Annotated in this window: 19 protein-coding genes and 1 pseudogene; 8 read left to right on the plus strand and 12 right to left on the minus strand. The window is 71.0% G+C overall.

Features of this window, described 5'->3' with window-relative positions:
- The 3 genes and pseudogenes from H7J06_RS28210 to H7J06_RS28220 form a co-directional block, all read left to right on the plus strand.
- Positions 1-310, plus strand: a pseudogene (locus H7J06_RS28210) (hypothetical protein); the annotation flags it as partial.
- Between the two features lie 81 nt (positions 311-391).
- Entirely contained in the window at positions 392-1030 is a 639-nt protein-coding gene (locus H7J06_RS28215) for a DsbA family protein (RefSeq protein ID WP_372515428.1), read from the plus strand.
- Between the two features lie 3 nt (positions 1031-1033).
- On the plus strand, positions 1034-1852 hold the full coding sequence (locus H7J06_RS28220) for a serine hydrolase (protein ID WP_264042749.1): 819 nt from the start codon (positions 1034-1036) through the stop codon (positions 1850-1852).
- Here H7J06_RS28220 and H7J06_RS28225 read toward each other — a convergent pair.
- Together H7J06_RS28225 and H7J06_RS28230 are read right to left on the minus strand one after the other, a co-directional pair.
- On the minus strand, positions 1849-2475 hold the full coding sequence (locus tag H7J06_RS28225; protein WP_264042750.1) for a TetR/AcrR family transcriptional regulator: 627 nt from the start codon (positions 2473-2475) through the stop codon (positions 1849-1851). The two genes, H7J06_RS28220 and H7J06_RS28225, sit on opposite strands and share 4 nt — an antisense overlap.
- Entirely contained in the window at positions 2475-2612 is a 138-nt protein-coding gene (locus H7J06_RS28230) for a hypothetical protein (protein ID WP_264042751.1), read from the minus strand. The genes H7J06_RS28225 and H7J06_RS28230 overlap by 1 nt, the downstream gene beginning before the upstream one ends.
- Before the next feature lie 187 nt (positions 2613-2799).
- Between H7J06_RS28230 and H7J06_RS28235 the strand changes: the two genes are divergently transcribed.
- Entirely contained in the window at positions 2800-4635 is a 1836-nt protein-coding gene (locus tag H7J06_RS28235; protein ID WP_264042752.1) for an acyl-CoA dehydrogenase, read from the plus strand.
- 56 nt (positions 4636-4691) lie between these two features.
- Complete coding sequence (locus H7J06_RS28240; RefSeq protein WP_443678424.1) at positions 4692-6476, plus strand: acyl-CoA dehydrogenase family protein; 1785 nt, start codon at positions 4692-4694, stop codon at positions 6474-6476.
- A 90-nt stretch (positions 6477-6566) separates the two neighbouring features.
- Here the strand turns inward: H7J06_RS28240 and H7J06_RS28245 are convergent, their stop codons facing one another.
- Both H7J06_RS28245 and H7J06_RS28250 read right to left on the minus strand, forming a co-directional pair.
- Positions 6567-8036: an aldehyde dehydrogenase gene (locus tag H7J06_RS28245; protein ID WP_264042753.1), complete on the minus strand. Its 1470-nt coding sequence runs from the start codon at positions 8034-8036 to the stop codon at positions 6567-6569.
- A 55-nt stretch (positions 8037-8091) separates the two neighbouring features.
- Positions 8092-8874 carry a class I SAM-dependent methyltransferase gene (locus H7J06_RS28250; protein ID WP_264042755.1) on the minus strand — a complete coding sequence of 261 codons (783 nt, stop codon included), beginning with the start codon at positions 8872-8874 and terminating at the stop codon, positions 8092-8094.
- 100 nt (positions 8875-8974) lie between these two features.
- Between H7J06_RS28250 and H7J06_RS28255 the strand changes: the two genes are divergently transcribed.
- The gene (locus H7J06_RS28255; protein ID WP_264042756.1) at positions 8975-10135 is read left to right on the plus strand and encodes a glycosyltransferase family 4 protein; all 1161 of its coding nucleotides are present in this window, start codon (positions 8975-8977) and stop codon (positions 10133-10135) included.
- Here H7J06_RS28255 and H7J06_RS28260 read toward each other — a convergent pair.
- From H7J06_RS28260 to pgfA, 3 genes are read right to left on the minus strand one after another with little or no spacing between them, the layout of a single operon-like run.
- The gene (locus H7J06_RS28260) at positions 10097-10900 is read right to left on the minus strand and encodes a hypothetical protein (protein ID WP_264042757.1); all 804 of its coding nucleotides are present in this window, start codon (positions 10898-10900) and stop codon (positions 10097-10099) included. The genes H7J06_RS28255 and H7J06_RS28260 overlap by 39 nt on opposite strands.
- 5 nt (positions 10901-10905) lie before the next feature.
- On the minus strand, positions 10906-12540 hold the full coding sequence (locus H7J06_RS28265) for an MmpA family trehalose lipid delivery protein (RefSeq protein WP_264042758.1): 1635 nt from the start codon (positions 12538-12540) through the stop codon (positions 10906-10908).
- 20 nt (positions 12541-12560) lie between these two features.
- Complete coding sequence (pgfA, locus tag H7J06_RS28270) at positions 12561-13766, minus strand: cell envelope lipid trafficking protein PgfA (protein WP_264042759.1); 1206 nt, start codon at positions 13764-13766, stop codon at positions 12561-12563.
- Between the two features lie 242 nt (positions 13767-14008).
- On the opposite strand from pgfA, the gene H7J06_RS28275 reads away from it, so the two are divergent.
- Positions 14009-15118, plus strand: coding sequence for an acyltransferase family protein (locus H7J06_RS28275; RefSeq protein ID WP_264042928.1), 1110 nt, complete (start codon positions 14009-14011; stop codon positions 15116-15118).
- Between the two features lie 76 nt (positions 15119-15194).
- Here the strand turns inward: H7J06_RS28275 and H7J06_RS28280 are convergent, their stop codons facing one another.
- Genes H7J06_RS28280 through H7J06_RS28300 form a run of 5 tightly spaced genes read right to left on the minus strand, consistent with a single transcriptional unit; the run spans position 15195 to position 23580 of the window.
- Complete coding sequence (locus tag H7J06_RS28280) at positions 15195-16670, minus strand: AMP-binding protein (RefSeq protein ID WP_264042760.1); 1476 nt, start codon at positions 16668-16670, stop codon at positions 15195-15197.
- 1 nt (position 16671) lies between these two features.
- On the minus strand, positions 16672-17649 hold the full coding sequence (locus H7J06_RS28285; protein WP_264042761.1) for a phosphotriesterase family protein: 978 nt from the start codon (positions 17647-17649) through the stop codon (positions 16672-16674).
- Positions 17650-21870 (minus strand): alpha-(1->3)-arabinofuranosyltransferase domain-containing protein, encoded by a 4221-nt coding sequence (locus H7J06_RS28290; RefSeq protein ID WP_372515429.1) that lies wholly within the window; start codon positions 21868-21870, stop codon positions 17650-17652.
- A 3-nt stretch (positions 21871-21873) separates the two neighbouring features.
- On the minus strand, positions 21874-22047 hold the full coding sequence (locus H7J06_RS28295) for a DUF2613 domain-containing protein (protein WP_140698126.1): 174 nt from the start codon (positions 22045-22047) through the stop codon (positions 21874-21876).
- 42 nt (positions 22048-22089) lie between these two features.
- Entirely contained in the window at positions 22090-23580 is a 1491-nt protein-coding gene (locus H7J06_RS28300; RefSeq protein ID WP_264042763.1) for a serine/threonine-protein kinase, read from the minus strand.
- 35 nt (positions 23581-23615) lie between these two features.
- Between H7J06_RS28300 and H7J06_RS28305 the strand changes: the two genes are divergently transcribed.
- On the plus strand, positions 23616-24830 hold the full coding sequence (locus H7J06_RS28305) for a glycoside hydrolase family 3 N-terminal domain-containing protein (RefSeq protein ID WP_275080022.1): 1215 nt from the start codon (positions 23616-23618) through the stop codon (positions 24828-24830).
- Positions 24831-24837: the final 7 nt, after the last annotated feature.

Raw genomic sequence — 24837 nt, forward strand, 5'->3', positions numbered from 1 at the left:
CAGGGCGGCCCGGCGGCGCGGGCCGCGGCCACTGGTGGCGGGCATGCTCGCGCTGGCCTCCCCGCCACCGCCGGCGGGCGGACTGGCCGTGGCGGCCACGGCGACGGCCGCCCGCGCGCGTCGCTTGTTGGAGCCCGCCGGCGGGCGGACTGGCCGTGGCGGCCACGGCGACGGCCGCCCGCGCGCGTCGCTTGTTGGAGCCCGCCCGCCGGTCGACCCGGTGGTGTCATCGGGTGGCGACGTCGGCCGTCATCGCGGCGACGATCGCGGTGCCCGTGGTCGTCAACGTGCTCTGCCACCACTGACCTGACCTGCGCTACTGTTGCTACGTACTTGCTACGTAGGTCGCACGGACGAGGGGTGCGCGTTGCCGAAGACGACCGCGGGTCGGATGGGGGTGACCGCGGTCGCGATCGTCGCGATCGTCGTCGCCGCGGTGGCCCTCCTGATCGGCCGCAGCGACACCGACGGGCCCGACCGTGCCTCGGCGGAGGTGAGCACACCCGCGGTGGTTCGCGAGAGCAGTCACCGGCTGAACTCCCCACCCGGCGCCGACGTGACGTTCGTCGAGTTCCTGGACTTCGAGTGCGAGGGCTGCCGGGCGGCGTACCCGGTGGTCGAGCAGCTGCGGGCCGACTACGGGGACCGGGTCGAATTCGTGCTGCGCTACTTCCCCCTCCCCGGGCACGTCAACGCCGAGCGTGCCGCCCGCGCCGTCGAGGCCGCCGCCCAGCAGGGCAGACTCGAGGCGATGTACCGCACGATGTACGAGACGCAGGCCCAATGGGGCGAACGACGCGCTCCCGCCGACGACGTATTTCGCGGGTTCGCAGCCGAACTCGGCCTCGACCTGCCCGCCTTCGACGCGGCCTACGCCGACCCCGCCACCGCGCAACGCATTCAGGTCGACGTCGACGACGGCATGGCGCTCGGCGTCCAGGGCACGCCGACGTTCTTCGTCAACGGTGATCACGTGACCCCTCGGTCCGTCGACGACCTGCGCAACGCCATCGAGAAGGAGCTGCGCTAGCCGATGCGACGTCCCGCGATCGTCCTCGTCGTCGCTCTTCTGCTGGCCCTGGTCTCGGGTGCTCCGCCGTCAGCCGGTGCGCCCTGCGGCAACGCAGCGTCGGACTGCGACCTGCGTGAGCGCATCGCCGCCGCCGAGCAGTACCTCCACGACCGCCCGGGCACGATCGGATTCGTGCTGCGCGACCGCGCGACGGGGGCCACGTACCGCAACGCCGATGCCGCCACCCCGATCTGGACGGCGTCGACCATCAAGCTGGCGATGGTCGCCGATCTGCTGACCAGGCAGCAAGCCGGCGCCGTCACCCTCACCGACGCCGACCGCCGCCTGATGGTGGCCATGCTGCGCAACTCCGACAACGACGCCGCCGACGCGCTGTGGTCGCGGTTCGGGGGACCGGCGAACGCGTTCAACGCGAACTTCCCCCGCTATGGGATGCCAAACGTGGTGCCGCAGAGGGGTTTTAGCGACGTGTTTCCCTATTGGGGCTTTCAGAAGGCGACGGCCGACGACCTGGACGGGCTGATGAACTACGTGCTTGCCGGGCTGCGCCCCGCCGACGCCGCCGCCGTGGTGGCCGAGATGCAGCGGGTCGACCCCGACCAGCAGTGGGGCGTGTGGGGTGCCGGCCCCGCGATGGCACCCGGGAACAAGGACGGATGGTCGCAGGAGCAGGGCGGGTGGGTGGTCAACTCGGTCGGGTTCGCGGGTCCCGGACAGCGCTACACGCTGGCGATCATGAACGCGCTCGGCGGCGAGGGTGGCTACGACGACGGCGTCGCCACGACGACCCAGCTGAGCCGCATCCTGCTGGCACCCTAGGGACGCGAGGGCAGCCCGAACCGGTGCACGAATTCCCGTGACTGGATCAGGAACTCGACCTGACGGGCCACCTCCCGCAGCGGCTCGGCCGTGCGGGTCGCCCGACACAGCACCACGGCGCCCTCCAGCGCCGCGATGCAGGTGACGGCCAACGATCCGGCGTCGGCCTCGTCGAATCCGTCGGCCACGAAGGCGCGGGTGAGTGCCGCCCGCCACCGGTCGAAGATGTCACCGGCGATGGGCGTCAGCGCCGGTTCGGCGTCGGCCGAGCCGATCGCGGCGGCGACCACCGGGCAGCCTGCCGCGAAGTCGCTCTCGGCCAGGGTGCGCTCCCAGAAGGCGACGAACTGGCGAATCAGCGGGGTGCAGCCCTGCGTGGCGGCGTCGTCGATCAGACCGGCGATCGCGTCGCCCGCGAACCGCAGCGCCTCGGTCAGCAGCTGACTGCGACCGCCGGGAAAGTGGTGGTAGACCGACCCGCGTGGCGCGCCGCTGCGGGCCAAGACCTCGTCGATCGTGACCCCCGCGGCACCCTTCTCGCGCAACACCTGGGCAGCGGTCAACAGCATCCGGTCACGCGTCGTGCCCCGCGTGGCGCGGCTGACGTCGACGGGGGAGGGCATCAGGCGGCGGCACCCGACTGACGGTGCATCCGGTCGCGCCATTGCGCCACCTGGGCGGTGCCTGGCAACGGCCGGCGCCGGCCGTCGACGGCCCAGCTGAATCGGCGCCCCAGGACGTTGACCTCGACGACCCACATGGTGGCCTCCCTTATTATGGAGTGAAGCATATTCGACTGAACGTCGGACGGGTCGGAATGTATTCCGTGTCACATTGACGGCGGCCCACTATGGGTCCAGGCATACCGGCCGCGGGCGCGGTCATCTGGCCGCCCTGGCCCGATCGGACTACGCTGCAGTGCGGTTCGACAGCGAAAGGCGCAAGACGTGGGTCACTACAAGAGCAACGTGCGCGACCTCGAATTCAACCTCTTCGAGGTCCTCCAACTCGAGAAGGTCCTCGCCACCGGCGAGTTCGGCGACCTGGACGCGGACTCGATTCGCGACATGCTGAGCGAGGCGGCTCGCCTGGCAGAGGGCCCGCTGGCCGAGTCCTTCGCCGACTCCGACCGCCACCCGCCGACCTTCGACCCCGACACCCACGTGGTGACGCTGCCCGCGGCGTTCAAGGAGTCGTTCCGGGCGTGGCAGCAGGGGGAGTGGTTCCGCATCGGTCTGTCCGAGGACGTCGGAGGCGTTCCCGCGCCGTCGATGCTGGCGTGGGCGATCAACGAGTTCCCGCTCGGCGCGCAACCGGCTGCCTTCATGTACCTGGCCGGGCCGGTGCTCGCCGGCATCCTGCACGAGGAGGGCAACGCGCAGCAAAAGCACTGGGCGGCAATGGCGGTCGATCGCAACTGGGGTGCGACGATGGTGCTCACCGAGCCCGACGCGGGCTCCGACGTCGGCGCCGGGCGCACGAAGGCCGTCGAGCAGCCCGACGGCACCTGGCATCTGGACGGCGTGAAGCGCTTCATCACCAGCGGCGACTCCGACGACCTGTTCGAGAACATCGTGCACATGGTGCTGGCCAGGCCCGAGGGCGCCGGACCCGGCACCAAGGGCCTCTCGCTGTTCATGGTGCCGAAGTTCCTGCCCGACCCCGAGACCGGGGAACCGGGTGAGCGCAACGGCGTCTACGTCACCGGGCTCGAGCACAAGATGGGCCTGAAGGTGTCCGCGACGTGTGAGCTGACGTTCGGGCAGCACGGCACCCCCGCGGTCGGTTATCTGGTGGGCGACACCCACAACGGCATCGCGCAGATGTTCAAGATCATCGAGTACGCGCGAATGATGGTCGGCACCAAGGCGATCAGTACGCTCTCGACCGGATACCTCAACGCCCTCGACTACGCCAAGACGCGCATCCAGGGCGCCGACCTCACCCAGATGACCGACAAGACCGCACCGCGCGTCAGCATCCTGCACCACCCCGACGTGCGCCGGGCGCTGATGACGCAGAAGGCCTACGCCGAGGGGCTGCGCGCGCTGTACCTCTACACTGCCGCGCATCAGGACGTGGCGGCGGCGAACGTCGTCTCCGGCGCGGACGCCGGGATGGCGGGCCGGGTCAACGACCTGCTGCTGCCCATCGTCAAGGGCGTCGGGTCCGAACGGGCCTATCAGACGCTGACGGAGTCCTTGCAGACCTTCGGTGGCTCGGGCTTCCTGCAGGACTACCCGATCGAGCAGTACATCCGCGACGCCAAGATCGACTCGCTCTACGAGGGCACCACCGCGATCCAGGCGCAGGACTTCTTCTTCCGCAAGATCGCCCGTGACCAGGGCGGCGCGCTGGCCCACGTCGCCGGTGAGATCCAGAAGTTCCTGGACGCCGAGTCGGCACGTGCGGAGCTTGCCAACTGCCGCGGACGGCTGGCCACGGCGTTGGCCGACGTGCAGGCGATGGTCGGAGCCATGACCGGTTATCTGATGTCCTCGCAACAGAACTCGCGTGAGCTCTACCGGGTGGGCCTCGGCTCGGTGTCCTTCCTGCTGGCCGTCGGCGATCTCGTCATCGGGTGGCTACTGCTGCACGGGGCGGAGATCGCCCTGGAGGCACTCGACGGCGGCCCGTCGGAACGCGACCGGGCGTTCTATCGGGGAAAGGTGACCGCCGCCAAGTTCTTCGCCGACAACGTGCTGCCGCGGCTCACCGCCGAACGCAAGATCGTCGACGCGGTCGATCTGGCCACCATGGACCTCGACGAGGGAGCCTTCTAATTTCCGCCAGCCACTACAAGGCCAACGTTCGAGACCTGGCGTTCAACCTCGTCGAGGTGCTCGGTCTCGACAAGGCGCTCAGCAGTGGCCAATTCGGTGGACTAGAGGTCGACGACGTCCGCGGCATGCTGGCCGAGGCCGCCCGGCAGGCGGAGGGCCCGCTGGCGGCGTCGTTCGCCGAGAGCGACCGCAACCCGCCGACGTTCGACCCGCACACCCACTCCGTGACCCTGCCCGCGGCCTTCAAGGAGTCCGTGCTGACGTGGCAGCGCGGGGAGTGGACGCGCATCGGGCTGGCCGAGGGCATCGGCGGCCTGCCCGCACCCGCCATGGTCCGGTGGGCGATCAACGAGTTCCTGGTCGGCGGTCTGCCCGCGGCGTTCTTCTACCTCGACGGCCCACCGATGATGGACGTCCTGTTCGACGTCGGCAACGAGCAGCAGAAGCGTTGGGCCGCACTGGCCGTCGAGCGCAACTGGGGTGCCACGATGGTGCTCACCGAGCCCGACGCGGGCTCCGACGTCGGCGCCGGCCGCACCAAGGCCGTCGAACAGCCCGACGGCACGTGGCATCTGGACGGCGTGAAGCGCTTCATCACCAGCGGCGACTGCGACGACCTGTTCGAGAACATCGCCCACCTGGTGCTGGCGCGGCCGGTCGGAGCGGCGCCGGGCACCAAGGGACTCAGCCTGTTCCTGGTGCCGAAGTTCCTGCCCGACCCCGAGACGGCGGCCCCCGGTGCGCGCAACGGCGTCTACGTCACCGGGCTCGAGCACAAGATGGGGCTGACGGCGTCGGCGACGTGCGAGCTGACGTTCGGACAGCACGGCACCCCGGCGGTCGGTTACCTGGTGGGCGACACCCACGAGGGCATCGTCCAGATGTTCAAGATCATGGAGTTCGCCCGAATGGCCGTGGGCGGCAAGGCGATCGCCACGTTGTCGACCGGCTACCTCAACGCACTGGAATTCGCGAAGACGCGGGTGCAGGGCAGCGATCTGACGCAGATGACCAACAAGACGGCACCGAAGGTGACCATCCTGCACCACCCCGACGTGCGACGCTCGCTGCTGATGCAGAAGTGCTACGCCGAGGGACTCCGAGCGGTCTACCTGTACACCGCCGCCCACCAGGACGACGTCGTCGCCGAGCTGGTGTCGGGAGCCGACGCCGACATTGCCCGTCGCGTCAACGACCTGCTGCTGCCGATCGTCAAGGGCGTCGGGTCGGAGCGGTCGTATCAGTACCTGTCGGAATCGCTTCAGACCCTGGGTGGTTCGGGCTATCTGAAGGACTATCCACTCGAGCAGTACGTCCGCGACGCCAAGATCGACTCGCTCTACGAGGGCACCACGGCAATCCAGGCGCAGGACTTCTTCTTCCGCAAGATCGCCCGCGACCGCGGCGTCGCCCTCGAGCACGTCCTCGGTCAGATCCGCGCGTTCGTCGAACGTCCGGACGGCCGCCCCGAGTTGGCCACGTATCGGGGGATTCTGGCCACCGCGGCCGCCGACGTGCAGGCGATGGTGGCCACCCTGACGGGGTACTACGTCGCGGCGAGTACCGACGCCCGCGAGGTGTACCGCGTCGGACTGCAGTCGGTGCCGTTCCTGCTCGCCGTCGGCGACCTGCTGATCGGCTGGCTGCTGCTGTGGCACGCCGAGGTCGCGCTGTTGGCTCTCGACGGTCAGCCGTCGGAACGGGACCAGGCGTTCTATCGCGGAAAGGTCACGGCCGCAACGTTCTTCGCGACGAACGTGCTCCCCCGGCTGGGCGCCGACCGCCGCGCCGTGGAGAACACCGAACTCGCGGCGATGGAGCTGGCGGACGACGCCTTCTAGCCTCGCCCAGAAACGCGATCGAGTGTGCGGTGAGATCGCAACATCGCCCCCGACGACGATCTCACCGCACACTCGACGAGTGGGGAAGCGCTAGGGCGTGTACCCGAACGGCAGCAGGACGCTCTTGGCCTCGCAGTACGCCTCGATGCCCTCGGGGCCGTTCTCGCGGCCGATGCCCGAGTTCTTGTACCCGCCGAACGGGGCGCCGGGGTCGAAGGCGTACATGTTGACCGCATAGGTACCGGTGCGGATCCTCTTCGCGATCTCGAGAGCCTTCGGGAAGTCGGTGGTGTACACGCTGCCCGCCAGGCCGTACGCCGAGTCGTTGGCGATGCGGACGGCGTCGTCCTCGTCGTCGAACGGGATCACCACGAGCACCGGGCCGAAGATCTCCTCCTGCGCGATGACCATCGAATTGTCGACGTCGGCGAACACCGTCGGCTCGACGAACCAACCGCCGTCCAGACCCTCGGGCCGTCCGCCGCCGGTGACGATGCGGGCGCCCTCCTCGACGCCCTTCTTGATGTAGCCCTCCACGCGCTCGCGCTGCCGCTCGGAGATCAGCGGGCCGATCATGGCGCCTGCGTTGTCGGGCAGCCCGACCGGCATCGCGGCCACCGCGGCCGAGAGCTTCTCCACCACCTCGTCGTAGCGCGACCGCGGTGCCAGGATGCGCGTCTGGCCGACGCACGCCTGCCCGCAGTTCATCAGGCCGGAGAACACCAGCATCGGCAGCGTCGAGTCCAGGTCGGCGTCCTCGAGGATGATGGCCGCGGACTTGCCGCCGAGCTCCAGCGTGCAGGCCTTCAGGTTCTCGGCCGCGATCTTGGCGACCTCCTTGCCGACGGCGGAGCTGCCGGTGAAGGTGTACTTGTCCAGCTCGGGGTTGGCGGTCAACGCACGCCCCGTCTCGGCGCCGCCCGGCACGATCGACAGCACGCCCTCGGGCAATCCGGCCTCGGCGAACATCTGCGCCATCGCGAACACCGACAGCGGGGTCTCGGCGGCTGGCTTCAGGACGACGGTGCACCCGGCCAGCAGCGCGGGGCCCAGCTTGTTGGCGGCCAGGAAGAACGGCACGTTCCAGGCGGTGACCGCGCCGACGACGCCGACCGGCTCCTTGAGCACCATGGTCTGGCCGTAGATGCCGTCGCGGACGTCCTGCCAGGTGAACTTGTCGGCCGCCCCGACGAAGTAGTTGAACGACGACATCGCGGCGCCGTACTGCATCATGTCGACGATCGTCGGCGGCTGCCCCGTCTCGGCGGCCAGCAGGAACTTCAGCTCGTCGGCGCGCTCCTCCATGATCTTCACCGCGGCGCCGAGCACGGCGGCCCGCTCCTCGGGGGAGGTGTGCGGCCACGGGCCCTCGTCGAAGGCCTTGCGGGCGGCGGCGCAGGCGGCGTTCACGTCGGCCTCCGACGCCATGGGAACGCGGCCGACCAGCTCACCCGTGGCCGGAGAGTGCACTTCGATGACCTCCGAGGTCGACGGCTCGACCCACTTGCCGCCGATGAACAGCTGGTCCCAGTCGGTCTTGAAGGCAGTGCTCTGTGTCATGAAACTCACATTACCCACCGAAACGCCAAACTGGAACCTGTTGCAATTCAGGCCGTCACGCCGGTCGCAACACCAGCACCAGGTTGCTGACCAGAAACTCCCGAAGCACCGGGACGCGCGTCATCCACCACGCCCATCGCGGGTGGTAGCGGGGAAAAGCGGCCACCAGCATCCCCGTGCTCTCCGCCCACGCCAGGCCGTCGGCGGCCGACACGGCGAACAACGACGAGCCGTAGTCGTTCTTCGGCCGGTGGCCGTGCCTGCGGGTGTACCGCTCGGCGGCGCGCGCCCCGCCGAGATAGTGCGTCAACCCCATCTCGTGGCCGCCGAACGGGCCCAACCACACCGTGTACGACAGCACCACCAACCCGCCCGGCTTGGTGACCCGCAGCATCTCGCGGCCCATCCGCCACGGGTCTGGGACGTGTTCGGCGACGTTGGACGACAGGCACACGTCGACGGCGTCGTCGGCGAACGGCAGCGCCATGCCCGACGCCCGGACGAACGTGCCCGCGCCGGGCTCGCCGGCGGGGCTACGCCTGGATGTCGCCGCCAGCGCGGCTCCGGCGTGCGCCTCGCTGGCGTCGGGCTCCACGCCCAGGTAGTGCACGCCCGCCGCCTCGAACGCCGACGCGAAATACCCCGGGCCGCCGCCGACGTCGAGCAGGGTCAACCCCGTCGGATCGCCGTCGACCAGAGCCGCCACCAGAGCGACGGTGTCGTCGGCGAGCGCGCCGTAGAACCGGGGCGGGTCGCTCTGCTCGAAGCGGAACTCCCCGAGCAGCCGCACCGACCTCGCCAGGGTGGCCCGCCTGGCGACGGGGTCGGTGGCGCGCATGGGTCAACTGTATTCAGCGCCGAGTGGCCAGTTGTCATACGGATCCGGACGGCAACGGTGTCATAACTGGCCACTCGCGCGGGGTTTAAGCTGGTCTGCGATGTCCGACCGTCCCCTGAAGTCCGTCCTGCTGCTGTGCTGGCGCGATACCGGGCACCCTCAGGGCGGCGGCAGCGAGACCTACCTTCAGCGCATCGGCAGCCAGCTGGCGGCCGACGGCGTCGAGGTCACCCTGCGCACCGCCCGCTATCCGGGGTCCGCCCGACGCGAGGTGCTCGACGGCGTGACCGTCAGCCGTGCCGGCGGCCGCTACGGGGTGTACGTCCGGGCCGGGCTGGCGATGGTCGCGGCACGGGTGGGGCTCGGCCCGCTGCGGCGGGTGCGACCCGACGTGGTGATCGACAGCCAGAACGGCATCCCGTTCCTCGCGCGGCTGGCGTTCGGGCGGCGGTCGGTGGTGCTGGTCCACCACTGCCACCGCGAGCAGTGGCCGGTCGCAGGTCCGCTGATGAGCCGCTTCGGCTGGTTCGTCGAATCCAGCCTGTCCCCGCGCCTGCACCGCGGCAACCAGTACGTCACGGTGTCGCTGCCGTCGGCCCGGGACCTCGCCGACCTCGGCGTGGAACCGCACCGCGTCGCCGTGGTCCGCAACGGGCTGGACGAGGCGCCCGCCGAGACCCTGCGGCAGCCGCGGTCGGCGACGCCCCGGGTGGCCGTGCTGTCACGGCTGGTGCCGCACAAGCAGATCGAGGACGTGCTCGACGCCGTCGCCGAGTTGCTCCCTCGGACGCCGGACCTGCACCTCGACGTCGTCGGCGGCGGCTGGTGGGGCGAGCGGCTCGTCGCGCACGCCGCCCGCCTCGGCATCACCGACGCGGTCACCTTCCACGGTCACGTCGACGACCGCGCGAAACACGAAGTGCTGCAACGATGCTGGGTGCACGTGCTGCCGTCGCGCAAGGAGGGGTGGGGGCTCGCCGTGACCGAGGCGGCGCAACACGCCGTCCCAACCGTAGGGTACCGGTCCTCCGGCGGGCTGACGGACTCGATCGTCGACGGCGTCACCGGTCTGCTGGTCGACGACCACGCGGAGTTGGTGTCGCGCCTGGACCGGCTGCTGTCCGACCACGTGCTGCGCGAGCAACTCGGGGTCAAGGCCCAGCTGCGCAGCGGCGAATTCTCCTGGACTCAGAGTGCCGACGCCATGCGCGCGGTCCTGGAATCAGTGGTCGACGGCAGGCTGGTCGGCGGCGTCATCTGACGAAGTCGGGGTCGCCGGTGGGTCCGCGAGCGTCGGTGTGCCACCGACGAGGTCGTCCCAGTGCCGCCGGACGGGCGCCCATCGACGGTCGAAGGCCGCGGCCCGCCGCACGGCTCGGGCGTGCTTCTTCGGGCCGTAGCGCCACCGGGCCCACGGCGAGGTCGGACGTGCGAGTCGCACCGCGGCCACCCACGCGACGGGGGAGACGAACAACCCGATCAAGGCGGTGGGGTACTTGCCCTTCAGCGCCGCGACGGCGACGAGGGCGAAGTTGACCAGCAGCAGGCCGACGGCCGCGTAGCGCACCGCGGCGAACTCGGGCGGGAGGTCGTCCACCTTGACCGGGGACACCCCTACGGTGGCAAGCCCCACGCACGCCGCGGCCAACGTCACCACGTTCACCGACAGCTGGCCCTCCTGGGTCCAGTAGACGTCCTGCAGCCGGAAGATCATCGCGAACTCGTCGAGCACCAGCGAGGCGCCCACGCCGACGAACAACGCCGCGAGGTAGGTCCACGCCGACAGCGGCGGCGAACCAACGCCGCTGAAACCGCCGATGATCAGCAGCACCACGCCCGGCGTCGAGTGGTGCATGTGCACGCCGCCGCTGCTGACGTCGTGGAACGGCCCCTTGCCCGCCCGGATCAGCCGCGTGATGGTGCGAGTGGTCAGGAACGTCACCACGAACGCGGTGAAGCTCAGCAGCAGCGGTCCCTTGTAGCCGTTGACGACCTCGGCCTGCCACCACTCGCTGAGCCAACCCATGGCGCCTAGTGAACCGCACTCCTGCGCCGCACGGCGATCATCCCGGTCGCGCCGGCCAGCAGGGCGACCAGCCAGGCCAAGTGCGCGGCGATCATGACGCCGCGGTGCGACGCCGCGGGCCGGTCGCCGCCGACCCGGTAGACGGCAACGTCGTCGTCGGCGAAGGCGACCGGCAGCGACAGCCGGGCCCTGCCACCGCCCTCGACGACGACCCAGCCGACGCCCGCCGCCGCCAACTCGTCGACCCCCGCGCGGGACTGCACCAGCCGCTCGATCTCGCGTGCACGCGTGCCCTCGCCGGGCACCGTCCGCCCGCCGATGTTCAGGTCGCCGGAGGTCAGCACCTCCGCGGACACCCAGCGCGGCAGCGGGTCGAGTACGGGCGCGGAACCCGCCCACGGGAAGTGCCGCATGCTCATCTGGGGCAGCACCGCCACCGGTCGCGGATCGGCGTTGACCACCGCTGCCGCCGCCGCCCACCCCGCCGGGTAGCGCACGGAGGTGACCTTCCCGCCGACGCCCCACGCGAGGTCGGGCAGGACGGCCAGCAGCGCGAGGCAGCACACCGCCGCAGTGGCCCCCTTCGGCACCCGGCGCGCCACCGTGACGACGGCCGACGCGCCCGCCACGGCATAGCCCGGCAGTGCAAGGGCGACCCACTTCTGCGCGTCGCGTAGCACCCCCAAGCCGGGTACCGCGCGGACGATCGCCTCCACCGTGGCCAACCCGGGACCCGTCGCCATCAGCGCGGGCGCCACCACCGCGACCACCGCGAGTACCAGGAGCGGACGCGCGCCCGGCCGCCGCACCGCCGTCGGCAGACCCACCGCGACCACGGCGAGCAGCACGGCCGTGGCGAGGAGCGCGAACAGCGTCATCCTGGTGCTCGGAACCGCCTGACCGTTCCAGATGCCGCCGAGACCCGCGAGGCTGCCCAACGTGCCGAGGCCGGGTTCGGCCCTGGCGGCGAACTCGGTCACGCCGGCCGCCTGGCTCGACGACAGCGATCCGGACACCATCGGCGCGACAAGCCACGGCAGCGCGCCGAGCACGGCAGCGCCCAACGAGATCGCCGCACACCACCGCCGGGACCGACCCGCCCCCGGCGCCGCACACGTCGCCAGCGCCACGGTTGCGGCGAGCATCAGACCGGTTGGCGTCAGCCCCGCGAACGCGATCCAGAACAGGACGGCCCACGAGGTGCTGTCACCGGAGCGCAGCCGGAGCACCGCCGCCGCCACCCACGGCAGGCACCCGTATCCGACCAGAAGACTCCAGTGGCCCTGCAGCAGCCGTTCGGCGACGTAGGGATTCCACACCGCGAGCGTGGCGGCCACGAACTGCCCGCCCAGGCCGGCGGCGGGGACGACGACGTCGGCCAACCGGGCCGCGCCCCAGCCGGAAAGCCACAGGCCGGCGATCAGCAGGACCTTGACGACGATGCCGCCGTCGACGACGTGCGAGGCCACCGCCACGAAGAAGTCCTGCGGCAGCGCCCGTGGCGCCGCCTCGGAGAGCCCCAGGGCGGCGTCGGTCAGGTACGCCCTCGGGGTGGAGACCGCGTCACGCAGGAGCAGGTAACCCGGCGCCAGCAGGGGCGCCGTGATCGCGAGGGTCAGTGCCAGCGAGTACGCCGGCACCCACCACCGGGTGCGTGCGATCAGACCGGTCGGTCCGGGGGCAGATCCGACGGCCGCTGGGTGGGGATCTTCTCGGTCGCCGCCTCGGCCGCGGGCATCGGCCCGGTGTCGGTCGGGCGTCGTCCGAAGAAGCCGTGGCCGGTGTCGTCCAGACCGGGATCGATCAGGGCGGACTGGGCCCGCAGCGTGAACCAGCCCAGCAGGGCACCGCCGACGAGGGCCAGCAGACCGATCGCGGTGAACGAGATCGGCAGGATCCGACCCCACAGGGCGACGACGTCACCCTCGTCGCGGGCACTGGCCACCTGCGACTCCACGGTGTCCTCGGTGGAGGTCACCTTGTAGTCGGCGAACGTCACCTCGGGCTTGAGGGCATCGCGCGCGTAGTAGTGGTAGCCGTGCTCCTCGGCCTTCACGATGGTGCCCGACACCGGGTCGACCCAGAAGGTGCGCTGGGCGGCGTAGTAGCGGGTCATGGTGATCTGCTCGTCGGGATCACCCGGCAGGCCCCACAGCTCGGCCCGCGCGGAGACGACGCTGTCCGCGTCGTCGCCGTACAGCGAGGCGTACTTCACGGGGTCGACCAGCTTGCCGTCGGAGTCGTAGCCGATGTTCTGGGTGAACCGGAAGGTGTTCAGCCCGTTGACGTCCTCTTCGCCGTCGTAGTTGGCGTCGTAGGCCTTCTGCGCGATCGGGTCGAAGTACGGGTAGGTCTTCTTCTCGGTGTCGAACGGGAAGCGGTAGGCCAGGCCCTCGTGCGGGAGGGCGACGTTGGTCGGCGGCTGGGTGTCGTCGATGCTGCGCGGCTTCTGCACCGAGCCGCCGGGGTTGGTGTCGCTGGACACCGCCAAGGCGGTCTTGCGATCGAGCGTCACGGTGTCGACCAAGGCCAGCAGCAGGCCGTTGTCCTGCTGCTTGTCCGTCCGGCGCACGGTGTTGCCGACCTGAAGGGTGACGACGTCGGCGTTCGAGGGCGACTCGACGCTGATCTGCTGCTGGAACGACACGGGTGCGTTCCGGTCGACGACGAACTTCTGGGTGTTGAGTGAGTCGGGATCGAAGACGGTTCCGGTGCCGTCACTGACCAACGTGGTGTCGATGTCGAGCGGGATCTTGGCGATCTTGCCCTTGGTGTACGTGGACAGCAGCAGAGCTGCGATCAACAGGGCGGCACCGAGACCCATGAGCCCGCACGCTGCGATGCGCAGCGCTACAGCGCGGTTCAAACCGTGCCTCCTTCTCGTCCTGGGACGACTCCTCTAACGCCGTCACCTGCCTCGAAGGCAGTTGAGGCAAACCTGCTCGACCCTAACAGCCCATGGTGAGGCCGGTGTCGACCGCAAGGCCATCGGGCACACTGGGCGGCGTGAGTGAGCGCAGCGACCCGGAATCGGTCTCCGGAGGGCAGGAGCGCAGCGACCCGGGAGCAGTCTCCGGCACACGCAGCTTCCTGCCCGCCGTCGAGGGGATGCGGGCGTGCGCGGCGATCGGCGTCGTGATCACCCACGTCGGCTTCCAGACCGGGCACACCACGTGGAGCACCGGTCGCGTGCTGGGCCGCTTCGACCTGGCGGTCGCGGTGTTCTTCGCGCTGTCGGGCTTCCTGCTGTGGCGCGGGCACGCCGCCGCCGCGCGCGGTCTGCGGCACACCCCGCCGACGGGGCACTACCTGCGCTCCCGGCTGGTGCGCATCATGCCGGGCTACCTCGTCGCCGTGGTGCTGATCCTGCTGCTGTTCCCCGAGTCCGATCCCGATCTGACCGTGTGGCTGGCCAACCTGACGCTGACCCAGATCTACGTGCCGTTGACGCTGACCTCTGGGCTGACGCAGATGTGGAGCCTGTCGGTCGAGGTCACCTTCTACCTGGCGCTGCCGGTGCTGGCGCTGTTAGCCCGGCGGCTGCCGGTGCGGGCGCGGATCCCGGCGATCCTCGCGGTCGCGCTGGCCAGCTTCGCCTGGGGACTGATCCCGTTCTCCGTGCCGTTCGGGGTGAACCCGTTGACGTGGCCGCCGGCGTTCTTCTCCTGGTTCGCCGCGGGCATGCTGATCGCCGAGCTCACCGTCAGCCCGGTCGGGTGGGCGCACCGCCTGGCCCGCCGCCGGGTGCTGATGGCCGTCGTCGCGCTCACCGCGTTCGGCCTGGCCGCGTCCCCCATGGCCGGGCCGGCGGGCCTGGCGCCGGGCACGCTGGGGCAGTTCCTGATCAAGGTGTCGATGGGCGCGGTGGTCGCCGGGGCCCTGCTGGCGCCGTTGGTGTTGGACGCTCCTGGGACGTCGCACCGGATCCTCGGCAGTACGACGATGGTGACGCTCGGCCGGTGGTCCTACGGGTTGTTCGTCTGGCACCTGGCCGCGCTGGCGATGGTGTTCCCCATGATCGGGGAGTTCCCGTTCAACGGGCACATGCCGGTGGTGCTGGCGCTCACCCTGGTGGTGGGCTTCGCGCTCGCCGCGGTGAGCTACGCGCTGGTCGAGTCGCCGTGCCGGAATGCGTTGCGGCGGTGGGAGAGACGGTATGCCGTGTCGCCGCTGGACAGCTCGGTCACCGACGCGCCCGAGCCCGCGGTCGCCCGCTAGCGCTCCCTCGCCGAGACAGCACTGGTAGTCGTCGGCGGGGCCCGAGGACGACCATGGTTGCCGTCTCGGCGGCGCGCTAAGCGCGAGCCCGCAGTCGCGCGACGACCTCCTCGCGCACCGCCGACCGCCTGGCCTTGCCCGCGTCGTCGCGCAGCGGCCGGTCGACGAACTCGACCGTGCGCGGCACCTTGTAGCCCGCAAGGCGCTCGGCGAGGAAGGCGATCACCGCCGATTCGCTCAGCTCGGTGCCGGCCTGCACCAGCGCGTGGGGCACCTGCCCCAGATCGTCGTCGGGGACGCCAACGGCCAAGCAGGACAGGATGTCCGGATGCTCGGCGAGCGCCGACTCTATCTCCGCCGGGTACACGTTGCGACCGCCCACGGTGAACATGTCGACGCGCCGGTCGGACAGGAAGAAGAAGCGCTCGGCGCCGTCGTCCACGTAGTGACCGAGGTCGCCGAGCGAGTCCCAGCCGTCGCGGCTCTTGGCGGTGGATCCGACGTACCGGTAGGTCGGGCTGCTGCCCGGCGCGGGTCGCATGTACAGTTCGCCGACCACGCCGGGCGGGCATTCGTGGCCGTCGTCGTCGAGCACCTTCATCTCACCCGCCACGACGGTCCCGACCGTTCCGGGGTGACGCAGCCACTGCGTGCCCGACACGAACGTCAGCGCCTGAAGTTCGGTACCGCCGTACAGCTCCCACACCACCTCCGGCCCTAGAACGTCGATCCACGCCTGCTTGATCACCGGTGGGCACGGCGCGGCCAGATGCCAGAACCGGCGAATCGACGAGAGGTCGTAGGCGTCGGGGTTGGCGCGATAGACCGGAAGCAGTCGTTGCATCACGGTCGGCACGGTGGCCAGGTAGGTCACGCGGTAATCGGTGACGAGGCGCAGGAACTCCTCCGGCTCGAAGCGAGGCATCACCACCAGGTGGTGCCCCAGCAGCAAACCGGCTGCGGCCGTGGTGAATCCGGTGTTGTGGTGCAGCGGCACCGACAACAGGTTGACGTCGCCGTACTCCATGCCAAGCGGGTAGCCGATCGCCGCGGGCAGGCGGCTGTCCCCGCCCGCCTCGATGAGCTTGGGTCGGCCGGTGCTGCCGCCCGAGGTCATCGACTTCCACACCGGCGACACCGCCTCGGGCAGCGGCGCGACGGACAGGGCGGCGTCGGGCACGAAGTCGGCGGGCACGCTCGGCGCCACGCCGCGCGGATCGGTGCGGCCCACCACGAGAGCCCGCGGCACCAGGTCCAGGATGTCGGCGAACTCGACGTCGGGCAGTCGCGTCGACAACGGCTGCGGCACGGCACCCAGCTTCCAGCAGGCGAGCACCGATTCGATCCAGCCAATCGAGTTGGGCATCGCGATCGACACGTAATCGCCTGTGCCGACGCCTCGTTCGGCGTAGGCGCGGGCGAGCCGGTTGGTGGAGGCGTCGAGCTCGGCGCGGGTCAGGGTCCGTCCCTCGCAGGTGACCGCGGGCGCGTCGGGCTCGGCGGCGGCCAGCGCCGAGACCTGCGTGCCGATCGGTGCGAATCCGGTGACCACGTCAGTACCCGCCTAGGGTGGAGAAGATCGTGCGGGGATTGTCCACCAGCATGGTGGTCAGCTGCTCCTCGGTGACACCGCGCTGCCTCAGTGCGGGGAGCACGTCGTCGTGGATGTGCAGGTAGTGCCAATTGGGCAGGGCGACGGGCAGAGTGGCTTCGGGAAGCGCGTCGAAATAGCACGACGCGTCGTGGGACAACACCATTCGGTTGGCGTGCCCGCGTTCGCACATCGTCGCGACGGTGTTCACCCGGTCCTCGAAACCCAGGTACGCGTCGACGCCGAACCGGTCCATGCCGAGGTAGGAGCCCTCCGCGATCAGCTCCTCGAGATAGGCGATGTCGGTGGTGTCCCCGCTGTGGCCGATGACGACGCGGCTGAGGTCGACGCCCTCCTCGGCGAAGATGCGCTGTTGGTCGAGGCCGCGCCGGGTCGCCGCGTGGGTGTGCGTCGAAATGGGGACACCGGTCTGCCGATGTGCCTGGGCGACGGCACGCAGCACCCGTTCCACCCCCGGTGTGACGCCGGGTTCGTCGGTGGCGCACTTCAGGATTGCCGCCTTGACGCCGGTGTCGGCGACGCCGTGTTCGATGTCGCGGACGAACATGTCGACCATCGGTTCCGGGCCGCCGAGCGGCGCGCCGGGGCCCAGGTAGTGGAAGTACATCGGGACGTCGTTGTAGGTGTAGAGCCCGGTGGCGACGACGATGTTCAGCTCGGTGGCCGCGGCGATGCGGGCGATGCGGGGGATGTAGCGGCCGAGTCCGACGACCGTCAGGTCGACGATGGTGTCGACGCCGCGGGACTTGAGTTCGGTGAGCCGGGCGACGGCGTCGGCCTCCCGTTTGGCCCCGTCTCCCCAGCCCTCGGGATAGTTCTGCATGATCTCGGTCGTCATGATGAACACGTGCTCGTGCATGAGCGTGACACCGAGGTCGGCGACGTCCAGGGCTCCGCGCGCGGTGTTGAGGAGTGGCACTCAGTCGATGTTAGGGACGTTCTCGCGCCGCGACGGTGAAATGGGGACCACCGATGCCGCCACGGCGGCCACCGAGATCAGCGCCAGCAGTTGCACCCCCCACGCATGGCCGATGTAGCCGTCGACCGAGCGCCAGGGGTATCTGCTGAGCACCGCGCCCGCGAGGGTCAGTCCGCCCGCGGCGAGGCCAAGCGTCAGCCGGTCGGAGAGTTCGGGTCGCGCGCGCAGCAGGCGTCGCAGCCCGATGGCGGCGCCCAGGACCACGACGCCGACCAGACCGGAGACGAGACAGCCGACGGCGAGCACCGCGGCGCCCGCGCCGAGGGGTCCCCACCGCCAGGGGTCGGCGCCCTGCTCCGGTTCGCGGACGCGGCGCACGGGCAGGAACGCGAGCAGCAACAGCAGGGGCAGCAGCGCAAGGCCCCCGACGAGACCAATTCGATAGGTCGTGTTGGAGGCGAAGTCCAGCGTGACCGGACCCGACGTTCCGGGCGGCAACTGCCAGCCCTGCTGCCAGCCGTTGACCGTGACCGCGGTCAGCGCCGTGCCGTCGGCCGTATGCGCCGTCCAGCCCGGGTTGACGCTCTCGGGCACCACCAGGATTCGCCGGCTCGGCGACGGGGCGACCTCGACCTGCCGGTGGTCGGGCGCCCACTGGGTCGTGGTCGCGGGAGTCGTTGGGGCGCTGGGCAATTTGGCGGCCAGCGGGCCGGCCAACTGCACGCCGTCGGCGACGAACGCGGGACCGGGACTGATCACCAGCTCCTGCTGCCCGGCGGGCACGGCGATGGTGGTCGTGCCGCAGGGCGTGGCGGCGACGGGTTCGCCGTCGAGCAGCGCGCCGACGGTGGTGCTCACCGACGTCTGGACGAACTGTCCGGCGATGCCGATGATCGGCCCCTTGCCGCACGGCAGCGCGATGGGGCGGTCGCGGTTGCGACCCGGATCGGGTGCGGCGATCGGAGCGCCGCGACCGTCGAGCGCGGTGACCTCGGCCAGCCCCGGCGGCTTCACCTGGTCGAATCCGAGCGCCGTGCGGTCGATCACGTCGTTCCAGTCGAGGATCGAGATCTTCGCGGTGTCGGTGACGAACGGCGTCAGCCCGATCGTCTGCGGCCCGTCGGGCCGCAGCGTCCGGATCTGCGGGCCGTTGCCGAGGTCGACGGCCACGATCGTGGGGTGGGCGGGCAGCTCCGACGGGCTCGGCGTCAGCCGCAGCGCGGCGACCTCCGTCGGCCGCGGCAGCTTCAGGGTCAGGTTGGCCGCGGTCCGCTGCTGCACGATGTTTTGCGGTGCGGTCCACGACGTTCGCGGGTCGCCGTCGCTCGCCGCGTAGGCGGAGCCGAGCACGTCGATCACGTCGGCGTCGCCGAGGGTGCGTGCGGTGTTGGGCTGGGCGACGAGGTCGGCGAGATTGGGTCCTTGGCGGGCTCGTACCCACACCGTCGGCGTCACCGTCGTCGCGGCGGGCACCGACAGCGTGCGGCTCAGGTTGACCGGTTCCTCGGGCGAGGAGGCCATGGTCGCCGCGCACCGCACCCCGTCGGGTCCGTCGGCGCACCCGGGGCGGCCGAGCAGCTCGGACCCCAAATCCCATTGCGCGACGGCCGAACCCGATGGTGGGGCCGGAACGTCGACGGTGTGCCGCAGGCTGACGGGCTGTGCGAATCCCGACGCGTCGTACTGGGTGACGGTGAAGTCGGTGATGCCGAATTGCACGCCGGCGGAACCGTCGTCGGTCGCCACGGCGGTGAACCGCACCCACGGCGTCTCGCCGAGGGGGAGTGCCGCCGTCAGCGGTTTGCCGGCCTGGTCGAAACGCAGGGTGCTGGTGCCGGTCGCGGTGGAGACCTCGATGCGCCGCACCTGGGCGCCGACGGCGGTCGCACTCGGGGTGATGCTGACGGCCGCGTTGGTGATGGGGTGGTCGAAGTCGACCTGAAGCCATTGGCCCACCGCCGATTGCAACGAGTTGGACACCCAGCTGGTGGCGGGGTCCGCGTCGACGGCGGCGGCCGCACTCGCGGCGGGGGCGACGTTGGGCAGCGCGGTGGAGTCCGCCGCCGAGCTCGACACGGTGATCTTGCCGCCGGGCCAGCGGCCGTAGACGATGCCGGCGCCACCGGCGGGATAGTCCATCACGCGGTTGAAGGTGTTTCGCGAATCTCCTTGCGCGCGAACGGCCGAGGAGTGGTCGTCGACCCGGCCGTAGTCGGTCTCGCGGGCCACCGGGCTGTCGGTGACGGTGACGACGGGCGCGGGGAGCCCGGCGGCCAGCGCGTCGGAGGTCAGCAGCATCGGCCCCAGCGGCGGCTGACCGAGCAGCCTGCGCCGTTCGTCGATGCGCAGCAACGCTTCTGGGCCGCCGTCGACGCGGGCCATCGCGTCGGTGTCGGTGAGATACGGGCGCAACGGTTTCGCGCCGTCGACGCGGTAGATCTCCACCGGCGGATAGGCGGGCCGCAGTCCGCTGTCGGTGACGAAGCCCTTCAACGTGCCGGGGCCGACGGGTTCGCCGAACTGCGCCACCTTGGTAAGCCCGGGAGATCCGTCCACGACGCGGTGCACCAACAGCGGGCGGGCCGACCGCGACGTCTCCGGATCGAGGTCGTTGCGCACGACGAGGTACGAAACACCTTGACGCGCAAGGGTGTCGGCGAGACCGACCGACGGTCTGCCGGCGGCGAACAGCCGTTGCACCGAGTCCAGCGCGCGGATGGTCTCCGGCGGCGTCAGCGGAATCGAGTCCCGCACCCCCCACGGGCTGTCGCCCAGCACCTGCAGCGGCTCGTCGTGGCTGTTGCCCCACGTCTGCGTCGCGAACGGCGCGCCGGGAACCACCAGGACCCGACCCGGGGTGGGCGCGTTGTGCTCGTCGAGCCAGTCCGCGGCGTCGTGCCAGTACCGAGGTATCGCGGTGAAGGTGCCGGGCGGGGCCAACCGGCCCGTCCAGGCCAGCGACGTGGCCACGGCCAGCGCGACCAGTACGACGGCGCCGACGGCGACCCTCTTGTCGCGTTCGGGGTGGGCCAGCGCCTGCAGCCAGTCGCGTCGCGGGGCGCTGCCGGGCAGCGGGATGCGGGCCAGCAGGTGCGCGACGCCGAGCACCAGCGGCAGCCGGATCAGCGGTTCCAGCTTGTGCACGTTGCGCAGCGGCGTGCCGTCGGCGTCCAGGAAGGCCTGGACGTCGTGCGCGAACGGGCTGCCAAGGCCCCCGGAGTAGCCCACCGCCAGCAGCGAGACGCCGACCAGGAGGATCGCGATCAGCCTGCCGCGGCCCGGCATCGACCGCAGCGCAAGGCCGGCCAGCCCGGCCGCCGCCACCAACGTCGTCGCCAGCACGGCGAGCGACCCCGTCACCAGCGACGCCCCCGCGGTCGCGTTCGGCGCGACGAACGGCGTCCAGCTGTAGGTGCCCCGGAGCACCTCCACCAGCGACAGCCATTGCGTCGTGACCCCGGAGGACTCGATGAAGTCGAGGAACGGCGGGCTCACCCGCCCGAGCATCAGCAGCGCGACCACCCACCACGTCACGGCAAGCGCACCCGACAGCACCCACCACCCGGTGAACCGCCACCACAGCCGGTTCGGGCGATGCGCCGCCCACCAGATCAGCGCCGCCAGGCAGGCCGTCAGGGTCGCCACCGCGTTCACCGCGCCCATCAACGCGACCGCCAATGCCGAACGGGCCGCCAGCACGCGCACCGACCCCTGGCCTCTCAGGGCCACGATCACGGCGAGCAGCACCCACGGCGCGAGCATCATCGGCAGCGTCTCCGAGGAGATGGCGCCAAGCGTCGTCAGCACCCGCGGCGACAGCGCGAACGCCAGCGCGGCCACCACCCGAGAACTGCGACTGCCGATGCCTAGGGTCTCGGCCAGCCGGAGGACTCCCCAAAACCCGACCGCGAGCAGCAGCGCCCACCACAGCCGTTGAATCACCCAGCCGGGCAACCCGACGAGGTCACCGGCGAGGAAGAACGCGCCGTGGGGAAAGAGGTAGCCGTAGGCCTGGTTCTGCGCCTGTCCGAACGGGAGGTCGCTGTTCCACAGATCGGCGGCCCTGGCGAGGAATCGCAGCGGGTTGGCCGTCAGGTCGAGTTTGGTGTCCGGCGACGTGCGGCCCGGCGCTTGGGCGAAGCTGAGCGCGAGGGAGAGGACTGCGACGAGCCACAGCCAGCGACGGCTGACGGGGTCGGGCAGATTCGGTGGGGCGGACAGAACCTAGGTCCGGTCGCCGTACTCGACCCTGTTGAGGACGGAGGATCCCGGATCGCCGGCCTGCAGCGGGGGCTTGGTGTCCTGCTGAACCATCAACGTCACGCCGAAGATGGCCGCCGCACCAAGCAACAGCCCGACGACGATGCTGGCCGCAGCGGGCAAGACGAACCGATCCACCCGGCCAAGGTAGCACTCGTCGGCGGCACGGCGGCGGGAGGACTAGTAGAGGATCACGACGGCGTCGCGACCCCCGCGGCAGGTGATCCAGGGGTCCGAGCCCTCCGCGGAACACGTCACGAGGAACTTGTCGCCCACGCAGGCGGCGCCCTCCGCGCAGGGAATCGCGCCGGCGGCCACCACGGACCGCGGTTCACGGCTGGGGTCCGCAGCGTCCCAATACGCCTTCAGCACGTTGCCGACGAAGGAGCAGGTGGCGGCGGGGCTGCCGCGCACGCCCTGGCTGGCCCACCCCGCCTGGCCGGTGATCTGGAACCCGCCCTCGCAGTCCTCACCGGTCGGGTCGGCACCCCGGATCTCGGCTGGTCTGGGCCGGCCGCCGACGCCGGTGGTGGGCGCGTCGTCCACCGGCGACGACGGTGCCGCGGCCGACGGCGACGAGGTGGGGCCGGGGCCGGCGTCGGCGCCCCCGCCACGGACGACGACGATCACCAGGACGACGACGAGCGCCAGCAGCGCGGCGACCCCGGTGAACGCCCAGATGCGGCCCGCGCCCGAGGCGGGCGGCACGAACTCGGGCTCGTCGAACGCCGGCTCGGGAGGGTACGGCTCGGCCGGGTACGACGGGGCCGAGAGCTGACCGGCGGCCATCGTCGGGGCGAACTCCGGGTCGACCTCCGGACCGACGTCGGCCAACGGATCGGGCTCTTCGGCCGACCACGCCGCGACGAAGACCTCGGGCAGGCCCGACCCGGTCGTGGGGTTGGCCAGGTGTTCGGTCGGGGCGTAAGCGGCGGGATCGGCGATCGGCTGGGCCTGCGTGGCCGCGGTCGCGGCGTCCCGCAGCGCGGCCGCGAAGTCCAGGCACGCCTCGAAGCGGTCCCGCGGGTCGGCCGCCAGCGCACGCAGCAACGCGGGGTCGAAGGCGGCCAGGTCTTGACGGGTGGCACCCAGCGGACGGACGTCCGCCGCCGGCGGCACGCCGCTGAGCAGGTGGCGGGCCGTCGCGGCGAGCCCGTACTGGTCGGCCCTGGCGTCGTCGTCACCCCGGGGGACGCCGAAGTCCGTCAACGACGCGCGCCGCCGCCGCTCGTTGGTCAGCAGGATGCTCGACGCCGTGACGTCGCCGTGCGCCAACCGCCGGGCGTGGGCGTGGTCCAGCGCGTCGGCGACGGCGGTGACGATGTCGAGGACCTGGTCGGCGGGCATCCCGGTGTCGTACCGGTCGCGCATCAGCGCGGCGGCGTCGGTGCCGTCGACGAAGTCCATCGACGCCCACAACAGGCCACGGAATTCGCCGTGCTCGTGCACGCCGACCACGTGCGGGTGCCACAGCGTCGCGGCCATGTCGGCGCGTCGGTGGAAGCGGGCCCGGAAGTCCGGATTGGCCGACGCCGCCGCAGGCAGTACCCGCAGCGCGTCCTGACGCAACGTCCGCGGATGCGCGGTGAGATACACCGCGCCGCTGGCGCCCTCGCCCAGCTGGCGCACCACGGTGTACCCCGCGAACACGTCCCCGGATCGCAGCGGCATGCCCCGGAGATTACCCAGCCGCTACGATTCGCCCCATGCCGTTGGGCCGCGCCGCAGGAGATGACTCGAAGGGTCCCAGCCAGCGGACGACCATCGTGTCGATCGTCCTCGCGGTGCTCGCGATCGCCGCCGTCGTGGTGGCCAGCGTGTACGTCGTGAAGCACCGCGACACGGCTTCGGCGCCGTCGCCGACGCCGAGCCCCACCCCGCTGCCCCCGGCGGAGGCGCCCGTCTGCGGCGACGGCGACGCCCTGCTCGCCGCCATGTCCACGCGCGACAAGCTGGCCCAGATGCTGATGGTCGGTGTCACCGGCGCCGACGACGCCCGCGCGGTGGTGGCCAAGGACCACGTCGGCGGCATCATGATCGGCAGTTGGACCGACCTGACCATGCTGGGCGATCCGCTCAAGGAGATCGCCGCCTCGGCGGGCGCCCTGCCGCTGGCGGTGAGCACCGACGAGGAGGGTGGCCGGGTCTCGCGACTCAAGAGCCTCATCGGGGTGCAGGAGTCGGCCCGCGTGCTCGGCAGGACGGTCTCGTCGCAGGAGGTCCACGACATCGCGCTGGCCCGCGGCAAGGCGATGAAGGACCTCGGCATCACGGTCGACTTCGCGCCCGACGCCGACGTCTCCGACCAGGACGACGACACCGTGATCGGGGACCGCTCCTTCAGCGCGGACCCGCAGAAGGTCACCGAGTACGCCGGCGCCTACGCGCGGGGACTGCTCGAGGCCGGCGTCACGCCGGTTCTCAAGCACTTCCCGGGACACGGCCACGCCTCCGGCGACTCCCACGAGGGTGGCGTCGTGACACCTCCGCTGTCGGACCTGATGAACGACGACCTGGTGCCCTATCGCGAGCTCGCGCAAGTGCCCGGCACCGCGGTGATGGTCGGGCACATGCAGGTGCCGGGGCTCACCGGAGCCGACCCCGCGAGCCTGAGCCCCGCCGCCTACTCCCTGCTGCGCACCGGCGGGTACGGCGGGCTGCCGTACAACGGCGTGGCGATCACCGACGACATCTCCAGCATGGGTGCCATCAACCAGCACTACACCGTCGCGCAGGCGGCACTCAAGGCGTTGCAGTCGGGTGCCGACATCGCGCTGTGGATCACCACCGACGAGGTTCCCGGGGTGCTCGACGCGCTGGAGGCCGCCGTCGCCGCCGGCGAGCTGGACCCGAAGAGCGTCGACGCCTCGGTGCTGCGGATCGCGGCACTGAAGGGCAAGAGTCCGCGCTGCGGAGGCTGAACGCCGC

The sequence above is a fragment of the Mycolicibacterium hodleri genome (assembly GCF_025822245.1).
GTDB classification, from domain to species: domain Bacteria; phylum Actinomycetota; class Actinomycetes; order Mycobacteriales; family Mycobacteriaceae; genus Mycobacterium; species Mycobacterium hodleri.

What these genes read in the sequence shown, in the direction of transcription:
- H7J06_RS28250 (WP_264042755.1), bottom strand. Translation starts at nt 8,874, where the DNA reads ATGCGCGCCACCGACCCCGTCGCCAGGCGGGCCACCCTGGCGAGGTCG.
- H7J06_RS28255 (WP_264042756.1), top strand. Translation starts at nt 8,975, where the DNA reads ATGTCCGACCGTCCCCTGAAGTCCGTCCTGCTGCTGTGCTGGCGCGAT.
- H7J06_RS28245 (WP_264042753.1), bottom strand. Translation starts at nt 8,036, where the DNA reads ATGACACAGAGCACTGCCTTCAAGACCGACTGGGACCAGCTGTTCATC.
- H7J06_RS28220 (WP_264042749.1), top strand. Translation starts at nt 1,034, where the DNA reads ATGCGACGTCCCGCGATCGTCCTCGTCGTCGCTCTTCTGCTGGCCCTG.
- H7J06_RS28225 (WP_264042750.1), bottom strand. Translation starts at nt 2,475, where the DNA reads ATGCCCTCCCCCGTCGACGTCAGCCGCGCCACGCGGGGCACGACGCGT.
- H7J06_RS28305 (WP_275080022.1), top strand. Translation starts at nt 23,616, where the DNA reads ATGCCGTTGGGCCGCGCCGCAGGAGATGACTCGAAGGGTCCCAGCCAG.
- H7J06_RS28260 (WP_264042757.1), bottom strand. Translation starts at nt 10,900, where the DNA reads ATGGGTTGGCTCAGCGAGTGGTGGCAGGCCGAGGTCGTCAACGGCTAC.
- H7J06_RS28215 (WP_372515428.1), top strand. Translation starts at nt 392, where the DNA reads ATGGGGGTGACCGCGGTCGCGATCGTCGCGATCGTCGTCGCCGCGGTG.
- H7J06_RS28275 (WP_264042928.1), top strand. Translation starts at nt 14,009, where the DNA reads ATGCGGGCGTGCGCGGCGATCGGCGTCGTGATCACCCACGTCGGCTTC.
- H7J06_RS28230 (WP_264042751.1), bottom strand. Translation starts at nt 2,612, where the DNA reads ATGTGGGTCGTCGAGGTCAACGTCCTGGGGCGCCGATTCAGCTGGGCC.
- H7J06_RS28300 (WP_264042763.1), bottom strand. Translation starts at nt 23,580, where the DNA reads ATGCCGCTGCGATCCGGGGACGTGTTCGCGGGGTACACCGTGGTGCGC.